The organism is Ralstonia sp. 1138, from assembly GCF_040544795.1.
Lineage (GTDB): Bacteria > Pseudomonadota > Gammaproteobacteria > Burkholderiales > Burkholderiaceae > Ralstonia > Ralstonia flatus.
Window position 1 is genome coordinate 142,733 of the sequence record NZ_JBEPKQ010000005.1, and the last position, 25,049, is coordinate 167,781.

21 protein-coding genes are annotated in these 25,049 nt (G+C 63.7%); 13 read left to right on the forward strand and 8 right to left on the reverse strand.

What is annotated here, in order from left to right:
- Positions 1 to 3 precede the first annotated feature (3 nt).
- A complete protein-coding gene (locus ABIC76_RS21300; RefSeq protein ID WP_354535164.1) occupies positions 4 to 2,085 on the reverse strand; it encodes a 3-hydroxyacyl-CoA dehydrogenase NAD-binding domain-containing protein in 2,082 nt (693 codons plus the stop codon).
- Between the two features lie 359 nt (positions 2,086 to 2,444).
- On the opposite strand from ABIC76_RS21300, the gene ABIC76_RS21305 reads away from it, so the two are divergent.
- Positions 2,445 to 3,980 carry an amino acid permease gene (locus ABIC76_RS21305; RefSeq protein WP_354535165.1) on the forward strand — a complete coding sequence of 512 codons (1,536 nt, stop codon included), beginning with the start codon at positions 2,445 to 2,447 and terminating at the stop codon, positions 3,978 to 3,980.
- A 78-nt stretch (positions 3,981 to 4,058) separates the two neighbouring features.
- The gene (locus ABIC76_RS21310; RefSeq protein ID WP_343549555.1) at positions 4,059 to 5,585 is read left to right on the forward strand and encodes an amino acid permease; all 1,527 of its coding nucleotides are present in this window, start codon (positions 4,059 to 4,061) and stop codon (positions 5,583 to 5,585) included.
- A 68-nt stretch (positions 5,586 to 5,653) separates the two neighbouring features.
- Here ABIC76_RS21310 and ABIC76_RS21315 read toward each other — a convergent pair whose 3' ends face one another.
- The 6 genes from ABIC76_RS21315 to ABIC76_RS21340 form a co-directional block, all read right to left on the reverse strand.
- On the reverse strand, positions 5,654 to 6,373 hold the full coding sequence (locus tag ABIC76_RS21315) for an ABC transporter ATP-binding protein (RefSeq protein WP_012435575.1): 720 nt from the start codon (positions 6,371 to 6,373) through the stop codon (positions 5,654 to 5,656).
- Complete coding sequence (locus tag ABIC76_RS21320) at positions 6,373 to 7,161, reverse strand: ABC transporter ATP-binding protein (RefSeq protein ID WP_027681415.1); 789 nt, start codon at positions 7,159 to 7,161, stop codon at positions 6,373 to 6,375. The genes ABIC76_RS21315 and ABIC76_RS21320 overlap by 1 nt, the downstream gene beginning before the upstream one ends.
- The gene (locus ABIC76_RS21325; protein WP_354535166.1) at positions 7,158 to 8,492 is read right to left on the reverse strand and encodes a branched-chain amino acid ABC transporter permease; all 1,335 of its coding nucleotides are present in this window, start codon (positions 8,490 to 8,492) and stop codon (positions 7,158 to 7,160) included. The genes ABIC76_RS21320 and ABIC76_RS21325 overlap by 4 nt, the downstream gene beginning before the upstream one ends.
- Positions 8,493 to 9,440, reverse strand: coding sequence for a branched-chain amino acid ABC transporter permease (locus ABIC76_RS21330; RefSeq protein WP_102067403.1), 948 nt, complete (start codon positions 9,438 to 9,440; stop codon positions 8,493 to 8,495). It abuts the gene before it with no gap.
- A gap of 127 nt (positions 9,441 to 9,567) precedes the next feature.
- Entirely contained in the window at positions 9,568 to 10,824 is a 1,257-nt protein-coding gene (locus ABIC76_RS21335) for a branched-chain amino acid ABC transporter substrate-binding protein (protein ID WP_354535167.1), read from the reverse strand.
- A 218-nt stretch (positions 10,825 to 11,042) separates the two neighbouring features.
- A complete protein-coding gene (locus ABIC76_RS21340; protein WP_354535168.1) occupies positions 11,043 to 12,671 on the reverse strand; it encodes a 3-(methylthio)propionyl-CoA ligase in 1,629 nt (542 codons plus the stop codon).
- 343 nt (positions 12,672 to 13,014) lie between these two features.
- Between ABIC76_RS21340 and ABIC76_RS21345 the strand changes: the two genes are divergently transcribed.
- The 9 genes from ABIC76_RS21345 to ABIC76_RS21385 all read left to right on the forward strand — a co-directional run bounded on the left by ABIC76_RS21345 (position 13,015) and on the right by ABIC76_RS21385 (position 21,159).
- On the forward strand, positions 13,015 to 14,604 hold the full coding sequence (locus ABIC76_RS21345) for a protein adenylyltransferase SelO (protein WP_354535169.1): 1,590 nt from the start codon (positions 13,015 to 13,017) through the stop codon (positions 14,602 to 14,604).
- Positions 14,605 to 14,732: 128 nt separating this feature from the next.
- Positions 14,733 to 15,119: a peptide-methionine (R)-S-oxide reductase MsrB gene (gene msrB, locus ABIC76_RS21350; protein WP_027681409.1), complete on the forward strand. Its 387-nt coding sequence runs from the start codon at positions 14,733 to 14,735 to the stop codon at positions 15,117 to 15,119.
- Positions 15,120 to 15,162: 43 nt separating this feature from the next.
- The gene (locus ABIC76_RS21355; RefSeq protein WP_027681408.1) at positions 15,163 to 15,735 is read left to right on the forward strand and encodes a septation protein A; all 573 of its coding nucleotides are present in this window, start codon (positions 15,163 to 15,165) and stop codon (positions 15,733 to 15,735) included.
- On the forward strand, positions 15,735 to 16,007 hold the full coding sequence (locus ABIC76_RS21360) for a BolA family protein (RefSeq protein ID WP_354535170.1): 273 nt from the start codon (positions 15,735 to 15,737) through the stop codon (positions 16,005 to 16,007). The genes ABIC76_RS21355 and ABIC76_RS21360 overlap by 1 nt, the downstream gene beginning before the upstream one ends.
- A 42-nt stretch (positions 16,008 to 16,049) precedes the next feature.
- Entirely contained in the window at positions 16,050 to 16,847 is a 798-nt protein-coding gene (locus ABIC76_RS21365) for a peptidylprolyl isomerase (RefSeq protein WP_027681407.1), read from the forward strand.
- Positions 16,848 to 17,137: 290 nt separating this feature from the next.
- Positions 17,138 to 18,118, forward strand: coding sequence for an ABC transporter substrate-binding protein (locus tag ABIC76_RS21370; RefSeq protein ID WP_354535171.1), 981 nt, complete (start codon positions 17,138 to 17,140; stop codon positions 18,116 to 18,118).
- 175 nt (positions 18,119 to 18,293) lie between these two features.
- A complete protein-coding gene (locus tag ABIC76_RS21375; RefSeq protein ID WP_004626972.1) occupies positions 18,294 to 19,202 on the forward strand; it encodes an ABC transporter permease in 909 nt (302 codons plus the stop codon).
- Between the two features lies 1 nt (position 19,203).
- Complete coding sequence (locus ABIC76_RS21380) at positions 19,204 to 19,998, forward strand: ABC transporter ATP-binding protein (RefSeq protein WP_102067261.1); 795 nt, start codon at positions 19,204 to 19,206, stop codon at positions 19,996 to 19,998.
- A 288-nt stretch (positions 19,999 to 20,286) separates the two neighbouring features.
- Positions 20,287 to 21,159, forward strand: a complete 873-nt coding sequence (locus tag ABIC76_RS21385; protein WP_354535284.1) for a J domain-containing protein — start codon at positions 20,287 to 20,289, stop codon at positions 21,157 to 21,159.
- Between the two features lie 80 nt (positions 21,160 to 21,239).
- Here the strand turns inward: ABIC76_RS21385 and ABIC76_RS21390 are convergent, their stop codons facing one another.
- Positions 21,240 to 22,313 (reverse strand): porin, encoded by a 1,074-nt coding sequence (locus tag ABIC76_RS21390; protein ID WP_102067263.1) that lies wholly within the window; start codon positions 22,311 to 22,313, stop codon positions 21,240 to 21,242.
- A gap of 207 nt (positions 22,314 to 22,520) precedes the next feature.
- On the opposite strand from ABIC76_RS21390, the gene ABIC76_RS21395 reads away from it, so the two are divergent.
- Positions 22,521 to 23,201 (forward strand): response regulator, encoded by a 681-nt coding sequence (locus ABIC76_RS21395; protein WP_027681402.1) that lies wholly within the window; start codon positions 22,521 to 22,523, stop codon positions 23,199 to 23,201.
- Positions 23,198 to 24,616, forward strand: coding sequence for a sensor histidine kinase (locus ABIC76_RS21400; RefSeq protein ID WP_354535172.1), 1,419 nt, complete (start codon positions 23,198 to 23,200; stop codon positions 24,614 to 24,616). The genes ABIC76_RS21395 and ABIC76_RS21400 overlap by 4 nt, the downstream gene beginning before the upstream one ends.
- Positions 24,617 to 25,049: the final 433 nt, after the last annotated feature.

Consider the following 25,049-nt stretch of genomic DNA (forward strand, 5'->3'; position numbering starts at 1 on the left):
CATTCAGCCGTTAAAGCCCTTGCCTTCATCGGCCAGCTTCTGCAGCAGCGGGGCAACCTTCCACGCTTCACCGTGGTAGCCCTTGCTGTAGCGGTGCATGGCTTGTGCGACGTTGTACAGGCCGACGGTGTCTGCGTAGAGCATCGGGCCACCGCGGAACAGCGGGAAGCCGTAGCCGGTCAGGTAGACCATGTCGATGTCGGAAGCCTTGGAGGCAATGCCCTCTTCCAGGATCTTCGCGCCTTCGTTGACCAGCGCGAACACTAGGCGCTCCACGATTTCCTCGTCCGAAATCTTGCGGCGCGTGATGCCCAGATCCTTCGAGTGCTGGACGATCATGTCGTTGACCTGCTGGTTCGGATACGGCTTGCGGTCACCCGCCTTGTAGTCGTACCAGCCGCCGCCCGTCTTCTGGCCGAAGCGGCCCATCTCGCACAGCAGATCGGCCGTCTTCGAATAGACGATGTCCGGCTTGTCCACGGCGCGGCGCTTGCGGATGGCCCAGCCGATGTCGTTGCCGGCCAGGTCGCCCATGCGGAATGGGCCCATGGCAAAGCCGAACTTTTCGATGGCCTTGTCGACCTGCTCGGGCAGCGCGCCTTCGTCTAGCAGGTAGCCCGCCTGGCGGCTGTATTGCTCGATCATGCGGTTGCCGATGAAGCCGTCGCACACGCCGGAAACGACCGCCGTCTTCTTGATGGCCTTGGCCAGCTTCATGACGGTGGCCAGCACGTCCTTGGCGGTGTCCTTGCCGCGCACGACTTCCAGCAGCTTCATCACGTTGGCCGGACTGAAGAAGTGCATGCCGACCACGTCTTGCGGGCGCTTGGTGAAGCTGGCGATCTTGTCGACGTCCAGCGTGGAGGTGTTCGACGCCAGGATCGCGCCCTGCTTGACGACTTCGTCCAGCTTCTTGAACACGACTTCCTTGACGCCCATTTCTTCAAAGACGGCCTCGATGACGAGGTCGGCGTCCTTGATGTCGTCGTAGGACAGCGTCGGGGTCAGCAGGGCCATGCGCTGCTCGACCTTCTCTTGCGTAAGCTTGCCCTTCTTGGCGCTGTTCTCGTAGTTCTTGCGGATGGTGGCGACCCCGCGGTCCAGCGCTTCCTGCTTGGTTTCCAGGATCGTCACCGGAATGCCGGCGTTCAGGAAGTTCATCGAGATGCCGCCGCCCATCGTGCCGGCGCCGATCACGGCAACCTTCTCCACCTTGCGCACCGGCGTGTCTTCCGGCACGTCCGGAATCTTGCTCGCAGCGCGTTCACCAAAGAAGGCGTGGCGCAGTGCACGCGATTCGGACGTATTCACCAGTTCAATGAACAGGTCGCGCTCAAACTTGATGCCGTCGTCAAAGCGCTTTTCCACGGCGGCCTGCACGGCGTCAACGCACTTGCCCGGCGCCGGGAAATTCTTGGCGACGGCCGCGACGGTGTTCCGCGCGAATTGCAGGAAACCTTGCGGGTTGTCGTGCTCGACCTTGCGATCGCGCAGCTTGGGCAGCTTGCCCTCGGCCGCGGCCTTCAGTGCGAAATCGATGGCGCCGGCCATCAGGTCGCCTTCGATCATCTGGTCGAACAGGCCGCTCTTGGCCAGCTTTTCCGACGGGATGGCGTTGCCGGAAACGATCATGTTCAGCGCCGGTTCCAGGCCGATGGCGCGCGGCAGACGTTGCGTGCCGCCAGCGCCCGGCAGGATGCCCAGCTTCACTTCGGGCAGCGCGATCTGCGCGCCCGGTGCGGCCACGCGGTAGTGACAGCCCATCGCCAGTTCCAGCCCACCGCCCATCGCCACCGAATGGATGGCCGCCACGACCGGCTTGCTGCTCGACTCGACTGCCTTGATGACAGCGTGCAGCGTCGGCTCTTGCGTGGCCTTGGGGGTGTTGAACTCGCGGATATCGGCGCCGCCCGAGAAGGCCTTGCCCGCACCGGTGATCACGATGGCCTTGACGTTGGCGTCGTCGCTCGCTTTCACCATGCCTTCAACGATGCCCAGGCGCGTGGAGTGGCCAAGGCCGTTGACGGGCGGGTTGCTGAGCGTGATGACGGCAACGCCGTCCTGGACCTTGTACTCCGCAGTCATGCTGGTTCCTTTGGTGATGCGAGGGCCGGCAGATCAGGCGCACCGTGCCTCGCGGTTGAACTGTCTCTCAAGTATCGTTTTTTTAACGCGCGGTAAGGCCGCGACTCGACACAGAATACACAAAATAGCACGGTCGTTCAATTTTTATTTTTGCGCTGCACGGCGCCGTCTGGCGGGCGATGCGGCACGGCCCAGCGGGTTCAAACGCGTGTGCTGCAGCACGGATTTTTTGCCCGCTACGTGACGGTTTTGATAGAGTCGCGCATTTCGTTCGCCGGGTGCCCATCAGGCGCGGGAACGTCTCGTCACATTTCGTCGATTTGATTCGCGATCCGAGCAAAATCGACCACTCTGTATCCATGTCAGAACACGCTACCCCGTCCTCAGAGACGCCGGGCTTGCGCCGCACCTTGCGCGCGCGCCATCTCACCATGATCGCCATCGGCGGGTCGATCGGCACCGGGCTCTTCGTGGCCTCGGGCGCGTCGGTCTCGCAGGCCGGCCCCGGGGGCGCCCTCGCCGCCTACATCCTGATCGGGGCAATGGTCTATTTCCTGATGACCAGCCTGGGCGAGCTTGCCGCCTATATGCCGGTTTCCGGGTCGTTTGCCACCTACGGCGCGCTGTACGTGGACGAAGGCTTCGGCTTCGCGCTCGGCTGGAACTATTGGTACAACTGGGCCGTGACGATTGCCGTGGAGCTGGCGGCCGCGCAGCTCGTCATGCATTACTGGTTTCCCGATGTGCCGGGCGTGCTGTGGAGCGCCGTGTTCCTCGCCATCATGTTCCTGCTCAACGCCATCTCGGTACGCGGCTTTGGCGAAGCGGAATACTGGTTCGCGCTCATCAAGGTCGTCACGGTCGTCTTCTTTATCGGCATTGGCCTGGCGATGATCTTCGGGATCATGAAGGGCGGTCCGCAATCGGGCCTGCAGAATCTGACGATCGGTGATGCGCCGTTCGTGGGCGGGCTGCCGGCGATGATCGGCGTGGCGATGATCGCGGGGTTCTCGTTTCAGGGGACGGAGCTGATCGGCGTGGCGGCTGGCGAATCGGCCGACCCTGCCCGCACCATTCCGCGCGCGGTCAAGCAGGTGTTCTGGCGCATCCTGTTGTTCTATGTGCTGGCGATCTTCATCATCGGCGTGCTGGTCCCGTACACCGATCCGAATCTGCTGTCGACGGAAGTCACCAACATTGGCGTGAGCCCGTTCACGCTGGTGTTCAAGCATGCCGGCTTGGCGTTTGCGGCGGGGTTGATGAATGCGGTGATCCTGACGGCCGTGCTGTCGGCGGGCAACTCGGGCATGTATGCATCCACGCGGATGCTCTACAACCTGGCCACCGAGGGCCGCGCACCGCGCATCTTTGCGCGACTGACCCGGAACGGTGTGCCGCGCAATGCCTTGCTGGCCACGACCGCCGTCGGTGCACTGTGTTTCCTGAGTTCGCTGTATGGCGACAAGACGGTCTACCTGTGGCTGCTGAATACGTCCGGCATGACGGGCTTCGTCGCATGGCTTGGCATTGCCATCAGTCACTATCGCTTCCGCAAGGGGCTGGTGGCGCAGGGGCATGATCCGGCGCAGTTGCCGTACCGCTCCAAGTTCTTCCCGTATGGTCCGCTGTTCGCGTTCGGGCTGTGCCTGGTCATCACGCTCGGCCAGAACTACCAGGCGTTCACGAGCGGCACCGTCGATTGGCCGGCGGTCATCGCAACCTACATCGGTATCCCGGTCTTCTTCCTGATCTGGATCGGCTATCGGCTGGTGCGTGGCGGCGGCATCGTCCGTTACCAGGACATGCACTTCCCGCGCCCGCCCGTGCTGCGCGATTCGCTGGCCGGCCAAGACCCCGGTCCCGAACTGCCGACCGTCCCGAACCGCACGCAGTAACTACACCCGCTCCGCCAGCCGCTTGCACAGCATCCGGCCGGCGTTTTTATTGGGGCGCCCGCTCCGGCGCCACCGGCTATGCATACACCCATCACCCCCACCGGCCTCGAAGCCCAATCCGAACTGCGCCGACGCCTGCGCTCGCGCCACCTGATGATGATCGCCCTGGGCGGCGCCATCGGCACGGGGCTGTTCGTTGCATCCGGCGCCTCCATTGCCCAGGCTGGCCCCGGCGGCGCACTGCTGACCTACACGCTGATCGGCGTGATGGTCTATTGCCTGATGACGAGTCTTGGCGAGCTGGCGGTGCATCTGCCGGTCTCGGGCTCGTTCGTGACATACAGCCGTTTGTATGTCGAAGAAGGCTTCGGCTTTGCGCTCGGATGGAATTACTGGTTCGCACTGGCCGTGTCCGTTGCCGTGGAACTGGCCGCCGCGCAACTCGTGATGAAGTACTGGTTCCCGGGCGTATCGGGCATGGTGTGGAGCGCTGCATTCCTACTGCTGATGTTTGGCCTCAATGCTTTCTCCGTGCGCGGCTTTGGCGAGGCGGAATACTGGTTTTCGATGATCAAGGTGGTGACCATCGTCGTGTTCCTGCTGATCGGCCTGGCGATGATCTTCGGCATCATGCACGGCGGGCCGCAGTCAGGTTGGCAGAATTTCACGGTGGGCGATGCGCCCTTCGTGGGCGGTGTGCCCGCCATGGTCGGTGTGGCGATGATTGCCGGGTTCTCGTTCCAGGGTGTCGAGACCATCGGCGTGGCCGCCGGCGAGGCAGAGAACCCCTCCCGCACGATCCCACGCGCCATCCGCCAGACGTTCTGGCGCATTCTGCTGTTCTACGTGCTGGCAATCCTGATCATCGGCGTGTTGCTGCCGTACACCGACCCGAACCTGCTGCGCAATGAAGCGACGGACGTCGGCGTCAGCCCGTTCGCGCTGGTGTTCCAGCATGCGGGCCTCGCATTTGCGGCCGGGATGATGAATGCGGTGGTGCTGACCGCGCTGCTGTCGTCCGGCACGTCGAGCCTCTATGTGTCGACGCGGATTCTGTACGACCTGTCGCTAGAAGGTCAGGCGCCGCGCTGGTTTGCCAAGGTGTCGGGCAACGGCGTGCCGCATCGCGCGCTCGTCGCCACGTCGGCCGTTGGCGCGCTGTGCTTCTTCAGCTCGTTGTTTGGCGATCAGGTCGTCTACCTGTGGCTGCTGAATACGTCTGCGGTGACGTGCTTCATTGCCTGGTTCGGCATTGCGCTGGCGCACTACCGCTTCCGCAAGGGGTTTACCAGCCAGGGGCATTCCGTGGCCCAACTGGCGTATCGGTCGCCGTTCTTCCCATTCGGGCCGATCATGGTCGCGATCCTTTGCGTGGTGATCATTCTTGGGCAGAACACCAAGGCGCTGTTTGCGCCGATCGACAACTTCGGCGCCTTCATCGCAACCTATTGCGGCGTGATCCTGTTCGTGGCGATCTGGCTGGCTTACCGCTGGAAGTTCAAGACGCGGTTTGTGAAGTATTCGGAAATGCAGTTCAGCGCCGCGCATCTCCAACAAGCCGAGGCGACCACGGAAGCCGCTGCGGCGCGCACTGTCGTCAACTGAGCGCCATAAAAAAGCCCGCACGGTTGTCCATGCGGGCCATCTGTACGCCGTGAATCGACAAGCGGCGTTTAAACCTCCAGCCACTCCTGCCGGACCTTGGCGTCCGCCTTCAACTGCTGGGGCGTTCCTTCAAACACGATCTGCCCGTGGCCCATCACATACACCCGCTGTGAAATGTCGAGGGCAATGGCGAGTTTCTGCTCGACCAGCAGCACGGAGATCCCCCGCTCCTTGAGCGTCTTCAGATATTCGCCCACGAGCGTCACGACCAGCGGCGCAAGACCTTCGGTGGGCTCGTCGATGATGATGAAATCGGGATCGCCCATCAGCGTGCGGCACAGCGTCAGCATCTGCTGCTCGCCACCCGACAGCACACCGGCGGCCGTATTCTCGCGCTCCTTCAGTCGCGGGAACATCTGGTACATGTCTTCGACCTGCCAACGCGGCTTGGGCTGACTGGGGTTGCGCTTCTCGCCAAGCAGCAGGTTCTGCCGCACCGTCAGCGTGGGGAAAATATCCCGGTTCTCGGGCACATAGCCGATGCCCTTGTGCGCCACTTCGAAGGTTCGCAGACCGCTCACGTTCTTGCCGCGCAGCAGGATTTCGCCTTCGTGCCGCACCATGCCCATGATGGACTTGGCCAGGGTCGAACGCCCGACGCCGTTGCGCCCGAGCAGCGCAACGATCTCGCCCTCGCCCACATGCATGTCGACGCCGTGCAGGATGTGGCTCTTGCCGTAGTACGCGTGCAGGTCGCGCACCTCCAACATCGGAGTATTCGTTGCCATCAATGCGCTCCTGCAGGTTCGTCCAGCGTGGTGCCGAGGTAGGCCTCTTTCACGCGACGGTTATTGCGAATGGCTTCGGGTGTGTCAGTGGCGATCACTTCGCCGTAGACGAGCACCGAGATGCGATCGGCCAAGCCAAACACGACGCTCATGTCGTGCTCAACCATCACCAGCGTCTTGCCGACGGTGACCTTGCGGATGAGATCCACCGCGTGGTCCGATTCGGAGCGGCTCATGCCGGCGGTCGGTTCGTCCAGCAGGATCACGTCCGCGCCGCCCGCAATGGTGATGCCGATTTCCAGCGCGCGTTGCTCGGCATACGTCAGCAGGCCCGCGGCGGCATCGCGCCGGTGCGTCATGCCGATCTGCTCGAGCACTTCTTCCGCACGTTCGCGTGCATCGCGCAATTCGGCCAGCTTGTGCCAGAACGAATACTTGTAGCCGAGGGACCAGAGCACCGCGCAGCGCAGGTTCTCGAACACCGACAGGCGATGGAAGATGTTCGTGATCTGGAAACTGCGCGACAGGCCCTTGCGGTTGATCTCGAACGGCGCCAGGCCGCTGATCTCTTCCCCGTTCAGTCGAACGCTGCCCGAGCTGGCCGGGAAGCGGCCCGAGATCAGGTTGAACGTGGTCGATTTGCCGGCACCGTTCGGGCCGATGAGCGCATGGCGCTCGCCCTTGCCGATGGTGAGATTGACGCCCCGAATGATTTCAGTCGCGCCAAAGCGCTTGCGAACGTCGCGCAACTCGAGCGCTGCGGTGGGTCCGGATGTCGGTTGGCTCATGGTTGCGGCTCCTGCAATGCGTTGTCCCAAGCGGCGCGCAGCTTGCCCGCCGCAGCGCGCAGGCCGAAGGCGCCCACGAGCCACAACACGGCGGCGACGATCCACGGTTTCCAGGTATTCGGTTCAACCGACAGGCCGAACAGCGTCGCCACGCCACCCGAAGCCTCGTCCTGCACGGCGTAGATCATTTCCACGGTGGAAATCAACGCGATCAGCAGGACGATCGCCGGCACGATCGCCACGCCATAAGCCGGCAGCAGCGTCTTGAGCTTGCCGCGCCGCAGGATAGGCAGATGCATGACCAGAAGACTGGCAATGCCGCCCGGCGCGTACATGACCATCAGCACAAAGAACAAGCCCAGATAAAGCAGCCATGCCTTCGTGATGCCCGACAGCGCGACGGTGAAGAACACCGTGAGCACCGCGCCGATGATCGGCCCGAAGAAGCTGCCCATGCCGCCAATGAATGCCGCCAGCAGCACCGAGCCTGATCGCACGGCCGACACGTTCTCGGCGGTGACGATCTCGAAGTTGATGCACGACAGCGCACCCGCAATGCCCGCGAAGAACGCCGACAGAATCACCACCAGGAAGCGGACGCGCTGCGTGTTGTAACCAATGAATTCCACGCGCTCGGGGTTGTCGCGCACCGCGTTGGCGATGCGGCCCAGCGGCGTCTGCGTCCATGCGTACATCAGCGCCATCGAAATCAGGCACCACGCGGCGATCAGGTAATACACCTGCCGCGCCGGGCCAAACGTCACGCCAAGCAGCCCTTCGCCGATGCTGCGGTTGGTCGACACGCCGCCCTCGCCCCCAAAGAAGTCCGGGAACATCAAGGCGCTGGCGAACACCATCTCGCCGATACCCATGGTGATCATGGCGAACGTCGTGCCGGCCTTCTTGGTGGTGACGTAGCCGAAGATGACGCCGAACAGCGCGCCGCCCAGGCCGCCGGCAATCGGCAGCAGGGCTACGGCCAGCGGGCCGCCAATGCCCAGCGCCTGCATGGCGCCGATCTTGTTGAGCAGGTGCACGGCCATGAAGGCGCCCAGACCGGAATACACCGCGTGCCCGAACGACAGCATGCCGGACTGCCCGAGCAGCATGTTGTACGACAGCGCGAAGATGATCATGATGCCCATCTGCGAGAGCAGCGTGATCGCAAAACCCTGTGGCCAGATGAGCGGCAGCACGATCATCACCAGTGCCGTCGTGCCCCAGAGCAGCCAGCGGGCGAGATTGACCGGCTTGAATTTCATCGTCCGCGCACGATCGTTGGCCGGCAGCGCGGCTTGTTGTTGCGCTTGTTGGTGCATGGTGCGTTCCATTTAGCTCTCCCGCGTTCCCATCAGCCCGCGCGGGCGGAAGATCAGCATCAGCACCAGCAGCAGATACGGCAGCACCGGTGCGACTTGCGCAATGGTCAGGTTCCAGACCGAGATGAGCGGCACGTCGGGGTTGAGCGTGACGCCGATCTTCCCGAGCAGGCTGGTCACCGAAATATCGAGCGTCACGGCAAAGGTCTGGATGCAGCCGATCAGCAGCGACGCAATGAATGCGCCCACCAGCGACCCCATGCCGCCCACGACCGCCACCACGAACACGATGGAGCCGACCGCAGCCGCCATCGAGGGCTCGGTCACAAAGGCATTGCCGCCGATCACGCCCGCCAGGCCGGCCAGCGCGCAACCGCCACCGAACACCAGCATGAAGACGCGCGGCACGTTGTGGCCCAGCGCTTCCACCATGTCCGGGTGCGTCAGCGCGGCCTGAATGACAAGCCCGATCCGCGTGCGTGTGAGCAGCAGGAAGATGCCCAGCAGCATCAGCAGCGACACCAGCATCATGAAGGCGCGGTACTTCGGAAACGACGACGTGAACAGCGTGAACAGCGGGCCATCGAGTGCGTCCGGCACGCGATACGGCACGGCGGGCAGGCCCCACACCAGCTTCACGCCCTCTTCAATCAGGTAGGCCAGCCCGAAGGTGAACAGCAGTTCGGCAACGTGGCCATAGCGGTGCACCGTGCGCAGGCCGAAGCGCTCGACCACTGCGCCCAGCGCACCCACCAGCAGCGGCGCCACGATCAACGCGGGCCAGAAACCCAGATAGCCGCTGACGACATAGGCGAAATACGCGCCCAGCATGTAGAAGCTGGCATGCGCAAAATTGAGCACGCCCATCATGCTGAAGATCAGCGTCAGGCCTGAGGACAGCATGAACAGCAGCAGCCCATAGCTGATGCCGTTCAAGAGATTGATGACTAGAAATTCCACGCTGCAGCCCTTCCAGCAGATTCGGCGAAGCATGGGCCGCACGCATCAAAGCGCTGGCCCATGGACTCCGTTTAAAACATCGCCGCACGATAGCATCGGGCGGCCCTTCGGCACACCATCCGCCGCGTTATTGAGGACGCTTCATCTGGCAGGAAGTCGGCTGCGACGCGACGTACTGATCGAGCACCGCGTCGGTCTTCCAGCCGTAGCCGGTGTTTTCCTGGTCGAACTTGACGCTCTTGCCGTCGGTCTTTTGCCAGGTGGCGATGAAGAGCGGCTGCTGGCCCTGGTGGTCAGACGCGCGCATCTCGAAGGTGCCATTCAGGCTGTCGACCTTCATGCCTTCGAAGGCCTTGGCCACCTTGGCAGGTTCTGCCGACTTGGTCTGCTTGATGGCCTTGGCCAGCATGGCGATGCCGGTGTACGACGCCATGAGGTAGAAGTCGTCGTTGTACTTCTTCTTGTAGCCCTCGACGATATCGGCGCCCTTGTAGCCGTCGTTGTTGACGTTCCAGTAGGCGACGAACTTCACGTGGTCGGCACCGGCCGAACCCATGGCTGTCGGCACGCCTGTCGTGGCGGCATAGTAGGTATAGAAGTTGGCGTTGAGGCCCGCATCCTTGCCGGCCTTGATGAGCAGTGCCAGGTCGCTGCCCCAGTTGCCGGTGATGACGGTATCGGCGCCGGACGATTTGATCTTCGACACATACGGCGAGAAATCCTTCACCTGCGCCAGCGGGTGCAGATCTTCACCCACGATCTCGATGTCCGGACGCTTGCGTTTCAGGTATTCCTTGGCCGCACGCGCAACCTGATGCCCGAACGAATAGTTCTGGTTGATCAGGTAGACCTTCTTGACCTTCGGATCCTTCGCCAGGAAGCTCGTCAGCGCTTCCATCTTCATGTCGGAGTTGGCGTCCAGGCGGAAGTGCCAATAGTTGCACTTGCTGTTGGTCATGTCCGGATCCACCGCGGCGTAATTCAGGTAAATGATTTCCTTGCCCGGATTACGCTCGTTGTACTTGGCCACGGCGTCTTCCAGCGCCATGCCGACGCTCGAGCCGTTGCCCTGCACGATGTAATGGATGCCCTGATCGGCGACCTGCTTGAGCACGGTCAGGCTCTCCTGCGGCGAGAGCTTGTTGTCGAAGCCGACCACTTCGAACTTGGTGCCGTCGCCGGCCCAGTTCTTCTGCGTGGCGAGATCGGCGATGTACTGCCAGCTGCGCAACTGGTTCTGGCCCAGCGCGCCCATCAGGCCGGACAACGGATCGATCCAGGCGATCTTCACGGTTTCGGCGGCGGACGCTGCAGTGGGCAACACTGCCCCACCGACCGCCGCAACACATGCAACAGCCACAACCAACGGACGGAACTTCGTCATGCGTGTCTCCTTCATGTGGTGGAGCCGCCGGCGAGTCACTCTCCGCGTGCCTCTGGTGGGCTTGCGGCTGCTTGCGTCTCCAGGTTGCAACGCGCCCGGGCTTCATTCCGCCGCATCAGTCATCGATACACAGCGGCCGGCCCTGATCCGGTTGTCTTACGTCCGCCGTCCTCGTGCCGGAGTGGCTCCCCAGCACGGGCGGCGGTTTCTATATCTAGCTAAGCCTGTACAGCGGGAAACTGATAATCCTTGAACTGCTCGCGCAGCTTGAGCTTCTGCATCTTGCCCGTGGCCGTGAGCGGAATTTCGGTGACGAACACCACGTCGTCCGGAATCCACCACTTGGCAACCTTGCCCTCGAAGAACTTGAGCATCTCCTCACGCGTGAGTTCCACGCCGGGCTTCTTCATCACCACCAGCAACGGGCGCTCATCCCACTTCGGGTGATAGCACGCGATGCATGCGGCCATGTGCACGCCGGGGTGCGCTGCCGCCACGTTTTCCACGTCGATGGACGAAATCCACTCACCGCCCGACTTGATCACGTCCTTGCTGCGATCGGTGATCTGCATGTAGCCGTCGGCATCGATGTTGGCCACGTCGCCGGTCGGGAACCAGCCATCCACCAGCGGCGATACGTCGTTGCGGTAATAGCTCTGGATGGTCCAGGGCCCGCGCACGTAGAGGTCGCCGAAAGCCTTGCCGTCCCACGGCAACTCGTGGCCCTCGGCATCGACGATCTTCATCTCGACACCGTAGATGGCGCGGCCTTGGCGCTCCAGCACATGCTGCTTGGCCTCGTCCGGCAGATCGGCATGCTTGCCCATCAGCTTGCACGTGGTGCCCAGCGGCGACATCTCCGTCATGCCCCACGCGTGGATGACCTCCACGTCCAGCTCGTTGAGCGTGCGGATCATGGCCGGAGGCGCTGCAGAACCCCCGATGACCGTGCGGCGGAACGTCGAAAATTTCAGCTTGTTGGCCTGTACGTGTTGCAGCAGGCCGAGCCACACCGTTGGCACGCCAGCCGAGAACGTCACCTTTTCCTGCTCGAACAATTCGAACAGCGAAGCACCGTCCAGTTTCGGCCCCGGGAAGACCAGCTTGGCGCCTACCAGCGGCACCGAATACGGCAGCCCCCACGCGTTGACGTGGAACATCGGCACCACCGGCAGGATCACGTCCTGCGCCGAGCACCCCAGCGCATCCGGCATGGCCGACGCATACGAGTGCAACACCGTGGATCGATGCGAATACAGCGCGCCCTTGGGGTTGCCCGTGGTGCCCGACGTGTAGCAGAGGCTGGACGCGGTGTTCTCGTCGAACTGCGGCCAGGTGTAATCGGTGCTCTGCGCGTCGAGCAGCTCTTCGTAGCAGAGCATCGGCACGCTGGAGGCGGGCATGTGCGCGCGATCGGTCATCGCCACCCAGCCCTTCACGTTCGGGCAATGCGGTGCGATGCCCTCGACGAGCGGCACGAACGTCAGGTCGAAGAAGACGTACTGATCGTCTGCGTGATTGACGATGTAGGCGATCTGGTCTGGGAACAGGCGCGGGTTGATGGTGTGACACACCGAGCCCGAGCCGGAGACGCCGTAATAGATTTCGAGGTGGCGATAGCCGTTCCAGGCCAGCGTACCGACGCGCTCGCCGGGCTGCACGCCCAGTGCGGCCAGCGCATTCGCCAGTTGCTTGGAACGGTCTCGCACTTGCCGGTACGTGGTGCGATGGATATCGCCCTCGACACGGCGCGACACGACTTCAGTCGAACCGGAATTGCGCGCTGCATGTTCGATGATGGTCGAGATGAGCAAAGGGGTGCTCATCATTTGTCCCATCAGGGCCATGGTGTCTCCTAGAAAAAACTGAACAACCGTTCTATTTTTTGGCCGATTGTTCCCGTGATCGCCAAGCACGTCAACGGGATATTGTTGTGCGCTGCCACATCGGCCCCCATGTTTACCCGGCCATCTGTAAAACCCTGCGAATCGTTGTGGTGCAAGGGTTCGCAGGCTGCAGCTTTCTTTACTCGCAAGTACAATACGCGATAGCGTTGCTGCGTCTCAACATGGCGTTTTCCCCTACGCAGCGTGCGTTTTGCTGCGCTGCAAAGCGCACAACATTTGAGGATTCGGCACTGTTTCTGCGCCCTTTCCTGTGCTATCGGCCACTGGCCTGCCGCCCCATCTCATGACTGCCTCCCCCGCCGCCTTGCCTGACGATTCCCTTGCGAGCCATTTCGACTGGCCCGGCCGCCCCGCCACTGCCCCCGGTTTCTCGGCGCTGGGCGAACGCTTTCTGACACGCCTGCCCCCGATGCCCATGCCTTCGGGAGCGATTGGCGAACCGTATCTGGTCGGTTTCTCGCCAGATGCCGCGGTGCCGCTGGGCATCACGCGCGCCGAACTCGACACTGCCGCGGGGCGGGCCGTATTCAGCGGTAACGCCGTCGCCGCCTGGAGCGACCCGCTCGCCACCGTCTATTCAGGCCACCAGTTCGGCGTGTGGGCGGGCCAGCTGGGCGACGGCCGTGCGCTGCTGCTGGCGGAATTCCAGACCGCCGATGGCCCGTGCGAAGTCCAGCTCAAAGGCGCCGGCCGTACGCCGTATTCGCGCATGGGCGACGGGCGCGCCGTGCTGCGATCATCCATCCGTGAATTCCTCTGCTCGGAAGCCATGGCAGGCCTGGGCATTCCAACCACGCGCGCCTTGTGCGTGACTGGCGCCGATGCCCCCGTGCGCCGCGAAGAGATCGAAACCGCCGCCGTCGTCACACGCCTTGCCCCGTCGTTCGTGCGCTTCGGCCACTTCGAGCACTTTGCGGCCAGCGAACAACTGCCACAACTGCGCGCCCTTGCCGATTACGTCATCGACCGCTTTTACCCCGCCTGCCGTAGCGAGCCGCAACCGTATCTCGCCTTGCTGCGCGAGCTGGCACGCCGCACCGCTGAACTGATGGCCGACTGGCAGGCCGTCGGCTTCTGCCACGGCGTGATGAACACCGACAACATGTCGATCCTCGGCCTCACGCTCGACTACGGCCCGTTCGGCTTCCTGGACGGTTTTGACGCCAACCACATCTGCAACCACTCCGACACCGGCGGCCGCTACGCCTACGCGCAGCAGCCACAGATCGGCTACTGGAACCTGTTCTGCCTCGCGCAGGCATTGCTGCCGCTGTTTGGCGAAGATCCCGACGTTTTCGTCAATTTGAGCGACGAAGCTCAGGCCCAACCCGCCATCGACGCCGCGCAAAACGTATTGCTGACCTACCGCGACGTCTACGGCGCAGCCTTCTACGCACGTTATCGCGCCAAGCTTGGCCTCTCGACCGCACAGGACACAGACGAGGCGCTCTTCGGCGACTTGTTCAAGCTGCTGCACAACCAGCGCGCCGACTACACATTGTTCTTCCGCCACCTTGCCGAGGTGCGCCGCGACGACACGCCCGCCGCGGCAGAAGCGCGCACCGTCCGCGATTTCTTCTTCGACCGCGCCGCCGCAGACGTGTGGCTTGCCGCGTATCGCCAGCGCCTGCAGGCTGAACCGCAATCCGACGACGAGCGCGCGGCCGCCATGTACCGCGTCAACCCGAAATACGTACTGCGCAACCACCTGGCCGAAATCGCCATCCGCCGCGCCAAGGAAAAGGATTTTTCCGAAGTCGAAAACCTGCGCGCTGTGCTGGCCCGCCCGTTTGACGACCACCCCGGCTTCGAGCACTACGCGCAGCCGGCGCCGGACTGGGCATCGTCATTGGAAGTGAGCTGCTCGTCGTGATGCGCCGGAACTGACACCGTGCTCTAATCCGCGCCTGTCAGGATTGCCGCAGCAGCACGACAAACAACATCAGCCGCCGAGTCGTTCTCACCTCGCGGTGGCCGAACCCAACAAGGAGTCTCATCACCATGACCGTCAAGAAATCCGACGCCGAATGGCGCGACCAACTCTCCGACATCGAATACCGCGTCACCCGCGAAGCGGCCACCGAACGCCCCTTCACCGGCAAGTACTGGGACCACTGGGAGCGCGGCGTCTACAACTGCGTCTGCTGCGGCACGCCGCTGTTTGAATCGTCGACCAAGTTTGACGCCGGTTGCGGCTGGCCGAGCTATTTCCAGCCCATCAACGGCGAGGTGATCGCCGAGAAGACCGACCGCTCGCACGGCATGCTGCGTATTGAAGTGCAGTGCAAGAACTGCGGCGCGCACCTTGGCCACGTGTTCGAAGATGGCCCTGCACCTACCGGGCTGCGGTATTGCATCAACTCGGCTGCGCTAAAATTCGGCGATTGATCTCCCTAATGGCCCGCAAAGGCCCGCACAAGCGCGTTCCCGCATGAAATTCCTGTTCGATCTGTTCCCGGTCATCCTGTTCTTTGCTGCCTTCAAGGTGGCCGGTATTTATGTGGCGACCACCGTCGCGATGGTCGCCACCGTGCTGCAGATCGCCTGGGTGTGGTTCAAGCACCGCAAGGTCGACGCCATGCAGTGGCTGTCGCTGCTCATCATCGGTGTGTTTGGCGGCGCCACGCTCATCTTCCACAACGAGACCTTCATCAAGTGGAAGCCGACGGTGCTGTACTGGCTGTTTGGCGTGGTGCTGTTGGGCAGCGTGGCGTTCGTTCGCAAGAACCTCATCCGCGCCATGATGGAACAGCAGGTATCGCTGCCCGAGCCGATGTGGGGCCGCCTGAACCTGGTGTGGGCGCTGTTCTTCCTGGTCATGGGCTGCCTGAACCTCTACGTGGCCTACAACTTCGACACCGACGTGTGGGTCAACTTCAAGCTGTTCGGCTCCATGGGCCTGATGGTGGTGTTCATCCTTGCGCAAAGTGTCTGGCTGGCGCGCCACATGCAGGAGCGCCCCGCCAATGCGGCGAACGACGCCAACATCGGAGACGACCGCTGATGGCTGCAGATCCGCGAGATATCGAGCGCCTCCTGCGCGAGGCCTTCCAGCCTGTCCAACTGGTCGTTGAAGACGACAGTGCCAAGCACGCCGGACACGCCGGCGCGACCTCCGGCGGTGGGCATTACAACGTCGAAATCGTCAGCGCGGCCTTTGCCGGCAAGAACCGTTTGGCGCGTCATCGCATGGTGTATGATGCGCTGCACACGCTGTGGCCGGCGGCAATCCATGCGCTGGCGATCCGCGCGGTCACTCCCGAAGAAAACACGTAAGCGCATTCCACGCTCACTCGTCCTTCCCTCGAACGCAATCCCATGAAGATTTCCAGCCTCACTGCCAGCCTGCTGGCTGTTGCCCTTGCCGCGACCGTTGCTCCCGCCATGGCGCAGAATGCCGCAGTGGTCAACGGCAAAGCCATTCCGAGCGCCAAGGTGGACGCGCTGATCAAGAAGTCGGGCCAGCCCGAATCGCCCGAGCTGCGCGCCAAGGCCCGCGACATGCTGGTCGACCGTGAACTGATCGAGCAGGACGCCGCCAAGCGCGGTCTGCTGGAGCGCGACGACGTTCAGGAGCAACTGGCTTCCGCACGCCTGAACGTGCTGGTGGCCGCCGAGTTCGAGGACTACGTCAAGAACAGCCCCGCCACCGAAGACGAACTGCACAAGCAGTACGACAAGATCAAGGCGCAGTTCGGCAACGGCAAGGAATACCACGCCCACCACATCCTGGTGGACAAGGAAGCCGACGCCAAGGCGATCATCGCCAAGCTGAAGGCCGGCGCAAAGTTTGAAGACATCGCCAAGGCGCAATCGAAGGACAAGGGATCGGGCGCCAACGGCGGCGATCTGGACTGGGCCAACCCGGGCACCTACGTGCCGGAATTCTCGGCCGCGCTCACGGGCCTGAAGAAGGGCCAGATCACGCAGACGCCGGTCAAGACGCAATTCGGCTGGCACGTGATCCGCCTGGACGACACGCGCGACGCCAAGATCCCGTCGTACGAAGACGTCAAGCCGCAATTGCTTGAGATGATGATGGGCGACCAGAACTGGCAACGCAGCAAGTTCCAGGCAATGCTGAAAGAGCTGCGCGAAAAAGCGAAGATCCAGTAAGCAGCCGCCCGTTGGGGCAGTGAAAAAAGGGGCCACGTGCCCCTTTTTGATTTGATGGCCGGGTTGCATCGCACGCAACCGGAATACCCCACCGGCACCCCTCAAGTTCTTTTGAAGTGTTTGCTGAAAAGCATTGCGATTTGTCCCATAATGTGCGCCCACGTGCGCCGACATTGCACTGCTTCGGTGCATTCAAGAACCAAGAGAGTCTGAAAAACCAACCACGCCGGCGTAGGCCTATCCCGCCCGCTGCCAGAGCGAAACCACCCAAAAGGAAACAGGAGATCCTTATGTCCACGTTCAAGCACGCCTTCCGCATTGCCGCGCTTGCCGCCATTCCGATGGCACTGCTGCAAGCTGCACCGGCGCTGGCCCAGGCCACCAAGTCGGTCGAAGTGCTGGCCATCGTCGAGCACCCGGCGCTGGACGCCATCCGCGACGGCGCCAAGGAGCAGCTCAAGGCCGAAGGCTTCGACGCAGGCAAGAACCTGAAGTGGGAATACCAGAGCGCGCAGGGAAGCACGGCCACCGCCGCGCAGATCGCCCGCAAGTTCATCGGCGACAAGCCGGACGCCATCATCGCCATCGCCACGCCGTCGGCGCAGGCCGTTGTGGCTGCCACCAAGTCGATCCCCGTCGTGTATTCGGGCGTGACGGATCCTGTGGCCGCACAGCTGGTCAAGAGCTGGGAGCCGACCGGCACCAACGTGACCGGCGTGTCCGACAAGCTGCCGCTGGACAAGCAGATCGCCCTGATCAAGCGCGTGGTGCCCAATGCCAAGCGCGTGGGCATGGTCTACAACCCGGGCGAAGCCAACTCGGTCGTGGTGGTCACCGAGCTGAAGAAGCTGCTGTCGGCGCAAAACATGACGCTGGTCGAATCGGCGGCGCCGCGCACGGTGGATATCGGGCCGGCGGCCAAGAACCTGATCGGCAAGGTCGACGTGATCTACACAAACACCGACAACAACGTGGTGTCGGCGTACGAATCGCTGGTGAAGGTGGCCAACGAAGCGAAGATCCCGCTGGTGGCCGGCGATACCGACAGCGTCAAGCGCGGTGCCATCGCAGCGCTGGGCATCAACTACTACAAGCTGGGCCAGCAGACCGGCAAGGTCGTCGCCCGCATCCTGAAGGGTGAGAAGCCCGGCGCGATTGCTTCGGCCGGCAGCACCGACCTGGAGCTGTTCGTGAACGAAGGCGCCGCCAAGAAGCAAGGTGCGGCCCTGTCGGCGGACCTGCTGAAGGACGCCAAGGAAGTCATCAAGTAACTCGCAAGGCGCCGGGCCGGCCTCCGCCCGACGGAGCCGTCCCGGCGCGGGTCTGCCTGCCCGAGCCCCGACGCGGCTATCCGCCGCATCATGGCCGGGCGCTTACGCTCCTACCCGAAAGCGTCCCCGTTCATTGCACACCGGCCGGTGCCCAATCGCCGCGCCCTACTCCGTCATGTCACTGTTTTCATTGCTCGGCGCCCTGGAGATCGGTCTGATCTTCAGTCTCGTGGCGCTCGGGGTGCTGATCTCCTTCCGCATCCTCAACTTCCCTGACCTCACAGTCGACGGCAGCTTCCCGATGGGTGGCGCCGTGGCGGCCACGCTCATCGCCGGCGGACACGATCCGTTCATGTCGACGCTGGGCGGCACGCTGGCCGGTGCCGTTGCCGGTTTCATCACGGGCTGGCTCAACGTGCGCCTGAAAATCATGGATCTGCTCGCCAGTATCCTGATGATGATCGCGCTGTACTCGGTCAACCTGCGCATCATGGGCAAGCCGAACGTGCCGCTCATCTCCGAGCCGACGATCTTCTCGCTGCTGCAGCCGGAGTGGATGCCCGACTACGTGTTCCGCCCGGTGCTGCTGGGCGTGGTCGTGGTGGTCGTCAAGCTGCTGGTGGACTGGTTCTTCTCGACGCAGATCGGCCTGTCGCTGCGCGCGACCGGCGCCAACCCGCGCATGGCCCGCGCGCAGGGCGTCGCCACGGGCGCGGCCACGCTGGCCGGCATGGCGCTGTCCAACGCGCTGGTGGCGCTTGCTGGTGCGCTGTACGCGCAAACGCAGGGCGGCGCCGACGTGTCGATGGGCATTGGCACCATCGTCATCGGCTTGGCCGCCGTCATCATCGGCGAGACCGTGCTGCCGGCACGCCGCCTGGTGCTGACCACGCTGGCCGTGGTGGTGGGCGCGATCCTGTATCGCTTCTTCATCGCCCTCGCCCTCAACAGCGATTTCATCGGCCTGCAGGCGCAGGACCTGAACATGGTGACCGCCGCGCTGGTGGTGATCGCGCTCGTGCTTCCCGGTGTGCGCCGCAAGGTGTTCGGCAAGCTGGCCAAGAACGGTACCAAGGGGAACTGACATGCTGAGCGCACAAGGACTCACCCTCACCTTCAACCCCGGCACGCCCATCGAGACGCGCGCGCTGCGCGGCCTGTCGCTGGACATTCCGGCGGGCCAGTTCGTCGCCGTGATCGGTTCGAACGGGGCCGGCAAGTCGACGTTCCTGAACTCCATCAGCGGCGACCAGCTGGTCGACTCCGGCCGCATCACCATCGACGGTGAAGACGTCACGCGCAAGACGGCGTGGCAACGCGCCGACAAGGTCGCCCGCGTGTTCCAGGACCCGATGGCCGGCACCTGCGAAAACCTGACCATCGAAGAGAACATGTCGCTGGCCATGTGCCGCGGGCAGCGTCGCGGTTTCTCGTTCGCCACCAACCGCAAGTGGCGCGAGATCTTCCGCGAGCAACTGCGCCGGCTGGACCTCGGCCTGGAAAACCGCCTGACCGATCGCATCGGCCTGCTCTCGGGTGGCCAGCGCCAGGCTGTGAGCCTGCTGATGGCCTCGCTGCAGCCGTCGCGCATTCTGCTGCTGGATGAGCACACTGCCGCGCTCGACCCGAAAACGGCCGCCTTCGTGCTGGAGCTGACTGCCAAGATCGTCTCGGAGAGCAAGCTGACGACGATGATGGTGACGCACTCCATGCGCCAGGCGCTCGACTACGGCGATCGCACGGTGATGCTGCACCAGGGCAACGTGATCCTCGACGTGCAAGGCGAGGAACGCCGTGGCCTGGACGTGCCGCACCTGCTGCAGAAGTTCGAGGAAACGCGCGGCGCCAAGGTGGACGACGACGCGCTGTTGCTGGGCTGATCCATCGCATCAACATCACATCGACGGGCTCCCTAGCGGAGCCCGCGACATTTCCGCTCCATGACCAAGGCCCACCGCCCTGCCATCAGCATCGCGCCCGATCGGCACGCAGACGAAGCGCCAACGCTGTCAAAAGGTCAGCGAGCATTCAACGCACTGATCAAGCAGATCGAGAATCGGCGCAAGCGGCTGGCGGACTGGGAGACGGCCACCGTACAGTTCCAGGGCCGATATGCCGGCGACTTCTTGCCGCTGACGCGTAGCCGCATCGCACTGCAGATCCGCTTGGTGCGCAGCCTGGACCAGGTCTACGAGCACGACGCCTTCACCAAGGCCGAGCGCCGCAAGATTGCCGCGCTCATCATCGACCTTGCACGTGACCTGATCGATGAAGACGCGAGCCTGAAGGCGCTCTACAACAAATACAGCGGTACGGACTTCGACCGGGAAGCCGCGATGCAAGCCGCGGAGATGAAGGCAAGGCTGGAGGCCGCACTCGGCGTCGGCCTGGGCGACGACGCGGATGTGCATTCGGAAGAGACGCTGCTGCAACGCGCCCGTGAGCATCTCGCGCATCAGGCTCAGAAGAAAGCGGCCGCCGCCACGAAGCGTGAAGCCCGCCGAGCGGCGCGGAAGAAATCTCCGAAGCAACTTGCGGCAGAAGCGCGGGAAGAAGACGAGCAGGCGCAGGTCACCCTGTCCATTCGCGAGGTCTATCGCAAGCTGGCCAGCGCCCTGCACCCCGACCGCGAAAGCGATCCACAGGAGCGCGACCGGAAGACCCGGCTCATGCAGCGCGTCAACGAGGCCTACGACAAGAACAACCTGCTGCAACTGCTGGAATTGCAGCTTGAGCTGGAGCACATCGACCAGCACTCGATCAACCGGATCAGTGAAGCGCGGCTGACGCACTACAACCAGATCCTGAAAGACCAGGTGCGGGAGCTTGACCGGCAGATCCATCGCGTCGAGACCACGTTCCGATACACGTACGGCTATCAGCGGTTCGAAGCGCTGCCGCCCGACGCCGTCTTGCAAAAGCTGGATCTCGACATCGCAGCGCTGCGCCAACAGGTGCGCAACATCGAGCAGGACCTTGCCGCCTTCGACGATTTCCGCGACGTGCGGCGCATGCTGAAATCCCGCACGACGCTCGACTGACACGCTGCTGAGCCGCGCGCCGATCCAAGAAAACGGGCACCCGAAGGTGCCCGTGTTTGCGACAGCGATCGACTAGCCGATCAGAAGCGGTGTTGCAGGCCCGCCGTCACACCGACCTGGTTGTTGCCATAACCCACCACGTCGCGCGACAGGCTCACGTTCTGGCCGTTCTTGGCCTTGGCATAACCGGCAGACAGATACGCCGTCGTGCGTTTGGACAGCGCGTACTGGCCGCGCAAGGAGAACAGGATCGGATCGGCATCCGTGCCGTCCTTGATGTTCTGCTTGTACACCGCGCCATACAGCGTGAAGGCCGGCGTCACGTCGTAGCTGGCACCCGCCCAGTACATATCGCTGCGCTGGCTGGCGGCGGCCGTGGTGAACGCGCGCTTGTAGTTGCGGTAGCCCGCGAACAGCTTCAGTGCGCCGAAGTCGTAGCTGGCGCCGGCGTGAATGCCCTGGATGTAATCGGTCGTGTCTGCCGGCGTGGTGCTGGTGCCTGCGCCGTTCTGGCGATCCCACGTGACGGCTGCCGAGAAGCCGCCCACGCTGTAGCCGACGCCCAGGTCGTACTTGGAGCTGCTCTTGAAGTTGCCCGCTGCTTCGCCAAAGCCCACGGTGGCGCCGAGCTTCAAGCCGCCAAACGTGCCGTCATAACGCACAGCGTTGGAAGCGCGCGAGAACAGGCCGTCCTTGCGGTCGCCCGTTGCGGTGGACGACGTCGCCCACGAATAGTTCGGCGCGTAGCCCATCGGGTCGAACGGCAGCATGAAGTCGTACGTCGTGGTGAAGGTGCGACCGGCGACCACCTGGCCGAAGCCGCCTGCCAGCCCCACCACCGCGCGGCGGTCGAACAGCGTGTTGTCGGTGTCCAGCTTGCCGGTGTCGATGGCGATGCCACTTTCCAGGTTGAACACGGCCTTCAAGCCGCCGCCCAGGTCTTCGGTGCCGCGCATGCCCCAGCGCGATGTGTTCTTGCCGCCCGAGACGAGGCGGGTGGCGCTGCCGCCGTTCGGACCGGCGTGGTTCACGTACTCGATGCCCGAATCCATGATCCCGTACAGGGTCACGTTGGAGGATTGTGCGGCGGCCGTGCCAGCCGTCGTCGCGGTGGCGAGTGCCACCACGGCCAGCGCCATCGAAGTCTTGTTCATCAGGTCTCCCTTATTCGTTGTCCTTGCGCAAAGGCCCAGTCACAGGGCCGTTGGGCGGGACGGATCGTATGAGGGACGCACTTTCAGTTCACTTTCGATTGACAGGAAATTGCGGGGCTGTGTCGCGGCGTTCTCGGGGGTTTCCCTAGCTTCAAAACGTGCGGCGATGTCTGTATTCCTCTGCGGCTGATTGAGAGACGTCCCGATATGCGCATCCTGTTGGTGGAAGACAACCTGAAGCTGGCCAGCACGCTGGAAGAAGCTCTGGGCCAGGCCGGCTTCACGGTCGATTGCGTACATGACGGCCACGCGGCCGACTTGCTGCTCACCACGCAGGACTACGCGCTGGCCATTCTCGACATTGGCCTGCCCCGCCTGGACGGGCTGGAAGTGCTGCGCCGCCTGCGCGCCCGCAAGAACCCGCTGCCGGTGATGATCCTGACCGCACACGGCGCCGTGGAAGAACGCGTGCGCGGCCTCAACCTCGGGGCTGACGATTACCTTGCGAAACCGTTCGACCTGACTGAAGTCGAAGCCCGCGCCCGCGCGCTCATCCGGCGCAGCCACGGCCACGAAAGCACGCAGCTGCAATGCGGCCCGCTGCACTACGACGGCATCAGCGGCGCCTTTACGCTCCATGGCGAACTGCTCGCCCTCACCGGCCGCGAACGCGCCGTGCTGGAAGTCCTGATGCTGCGCGACGGCCGCGCCGTGAACAAGGCCGCCATTTCGGAAAAGATCTTCAGCATCAACGAATCCGTCAACGCCGACGCCATCGAGATTTACGTGCACCGCCTGCGCAAGAAGCTCGACGGCAGCGGCGTGGCCATCGTCATGCTGCGCGGCCTCGGGTATCTGCTGGAAGCCACGGAAGGCGCGGCGCCATGAACCCGTCGAGCCTGCGCCGGCAGCTTTCGTTCTGGCTGCTGCTGCCGCTGCTAGGGCTGCTCGCGCTCGATGCATGGCTGACTTACACGCGCGCCATGACGGCCGCCAACGCCGCGTTCGACCGCACGCTCGAAGCCTCGCTCAAGGCCATGCGCGAAGGCGTGCGACTGCGCAACAAGCAATTCGCCATCGACCTGCCTTACCTCGCGCTGGACATTCTCGAATCGGAAACCGGCAGCAGCATCTTCTACCGGATCGTCGATGCCGGCGGCGGCACGCTCACCGGCTACGACGATCTGCCCATGCCGGGCGGGCGGCGCCCCACGCCCTATCGCACCCTGTTCTACGACACGCAGTTTCGCGGCATGCAGGTGCGCATGGCCGCGCAGCCGCTGCCCGTGCGCGATGCGCAGTCGGCCGAAACGCAGGTCATCTGGCTGCTGGTGGGTGAAACGCTGGAGCCGCGCGAGGCGCTGGCGCACGAGATCCTGGCCGGCTCGCTACAGCAGGAAGTGCTGCTGGTGGTGCTGGCCGTGGGCATCGTCTGGCTGGGCGTGCGGCGCGGCCTACGGCCGCTGCGACAGTTGAGCGAAACCGTGGCCGGCCGCGGCACCGATGAGCTGGCACCGCTACCGCAGCAGGGCTTGCCGGCAGAGGTCGCGCCGCTGGTCGAAGCCATCAATCAGTACGTGGCGCGCCTGCTGCGCATGGTGCAGGCGCGCAAGCGCTTCTTTGCCGACGCCGCACATCAGTTGAAGACGCCGCTGGCCGTGATCCAGGCGCAATCCGAACTGGCCCTGCGCGAGCCCGATGGAGAACGTATCCGCCGCCACCTTGAGCCGCTGCACGGCACCGTGCGCCAAGCCGCGCGCGGCGTGCAGCAACTGCTGTCGCTCTCGCGCCTGGAGACCGACAGCGGCTACGCGCCACAACTCCAGCCGCTGCGCCTGGACACCCTGGCCGGCGATGTCGCGCTGGAACTGGCACCTGTTGCGCGCCGATCCGGCGTCGACCTCGGCTTTGAAGGCGAGCCGGTGACGGTGGCCGGCGAACCCCAATGGCTGCAGGAACTGGTCGGCAACCTGCTCGACAACGCCATCCTGTATGCCGGCAACGGCGCGCGCGTCACGCTGCGGGTCAAGCGGCAGGCGATGGCGATGCTCGGCGAGCAGGCCGTGCTGCAAGTGGAAGACGACGGCCCCGGCATTGCCGTGCCCGAGCGCGATGCGGTCTTCGGCCGTTTCTATCGTGGCGCGGCATCGGAAGGCCACGACGGCAGCGGCCTGGGCCTGGCGATCGTCCGCGAGATTGCCCGCCTGCATGGCGGCACGGTGGCGCTGTCGGAAACGCCCGGCGGAGGGCTGACCGTCTCCGTCTACCTGGCGCTGGCCTTGATTGAAGAGCCGACGGCCTGAAAAAAACCGGTTGCTGCACGACAACATCGTTGTGTAGCGGTTGCGCGGGCTCCCAGGCGATGCACCGTTTGCGTGAAGACGCGGCGCACCATTTCCGCGCGGGCCGGACGGGCTGCTGTTCCGGCCAAATTGGTTCCATCCTGGCTCTGTTATGCCCGCCGCACGTGGGCTGGCGCACGACCTAAACTGAAACACATCGCGACCACCACACGATCGGCCGCCGAGCTTGCTCGGGCAAGGCATCCGGGGTTTTCCCTATTGTGGTGCCGCGGGCCCGCACGCCCATGGGATGTGCCTGCGCGGCGGCGATAAATGGCTCCATCAAATAACCAGGATTGGGTCCACTTGGCGGAACAATGAGCCGCTATAGTCCATCAACAATTCGTCACAACACGGCATGTTGGCCGACCCGAACGGATCGGGGAACGGCGCG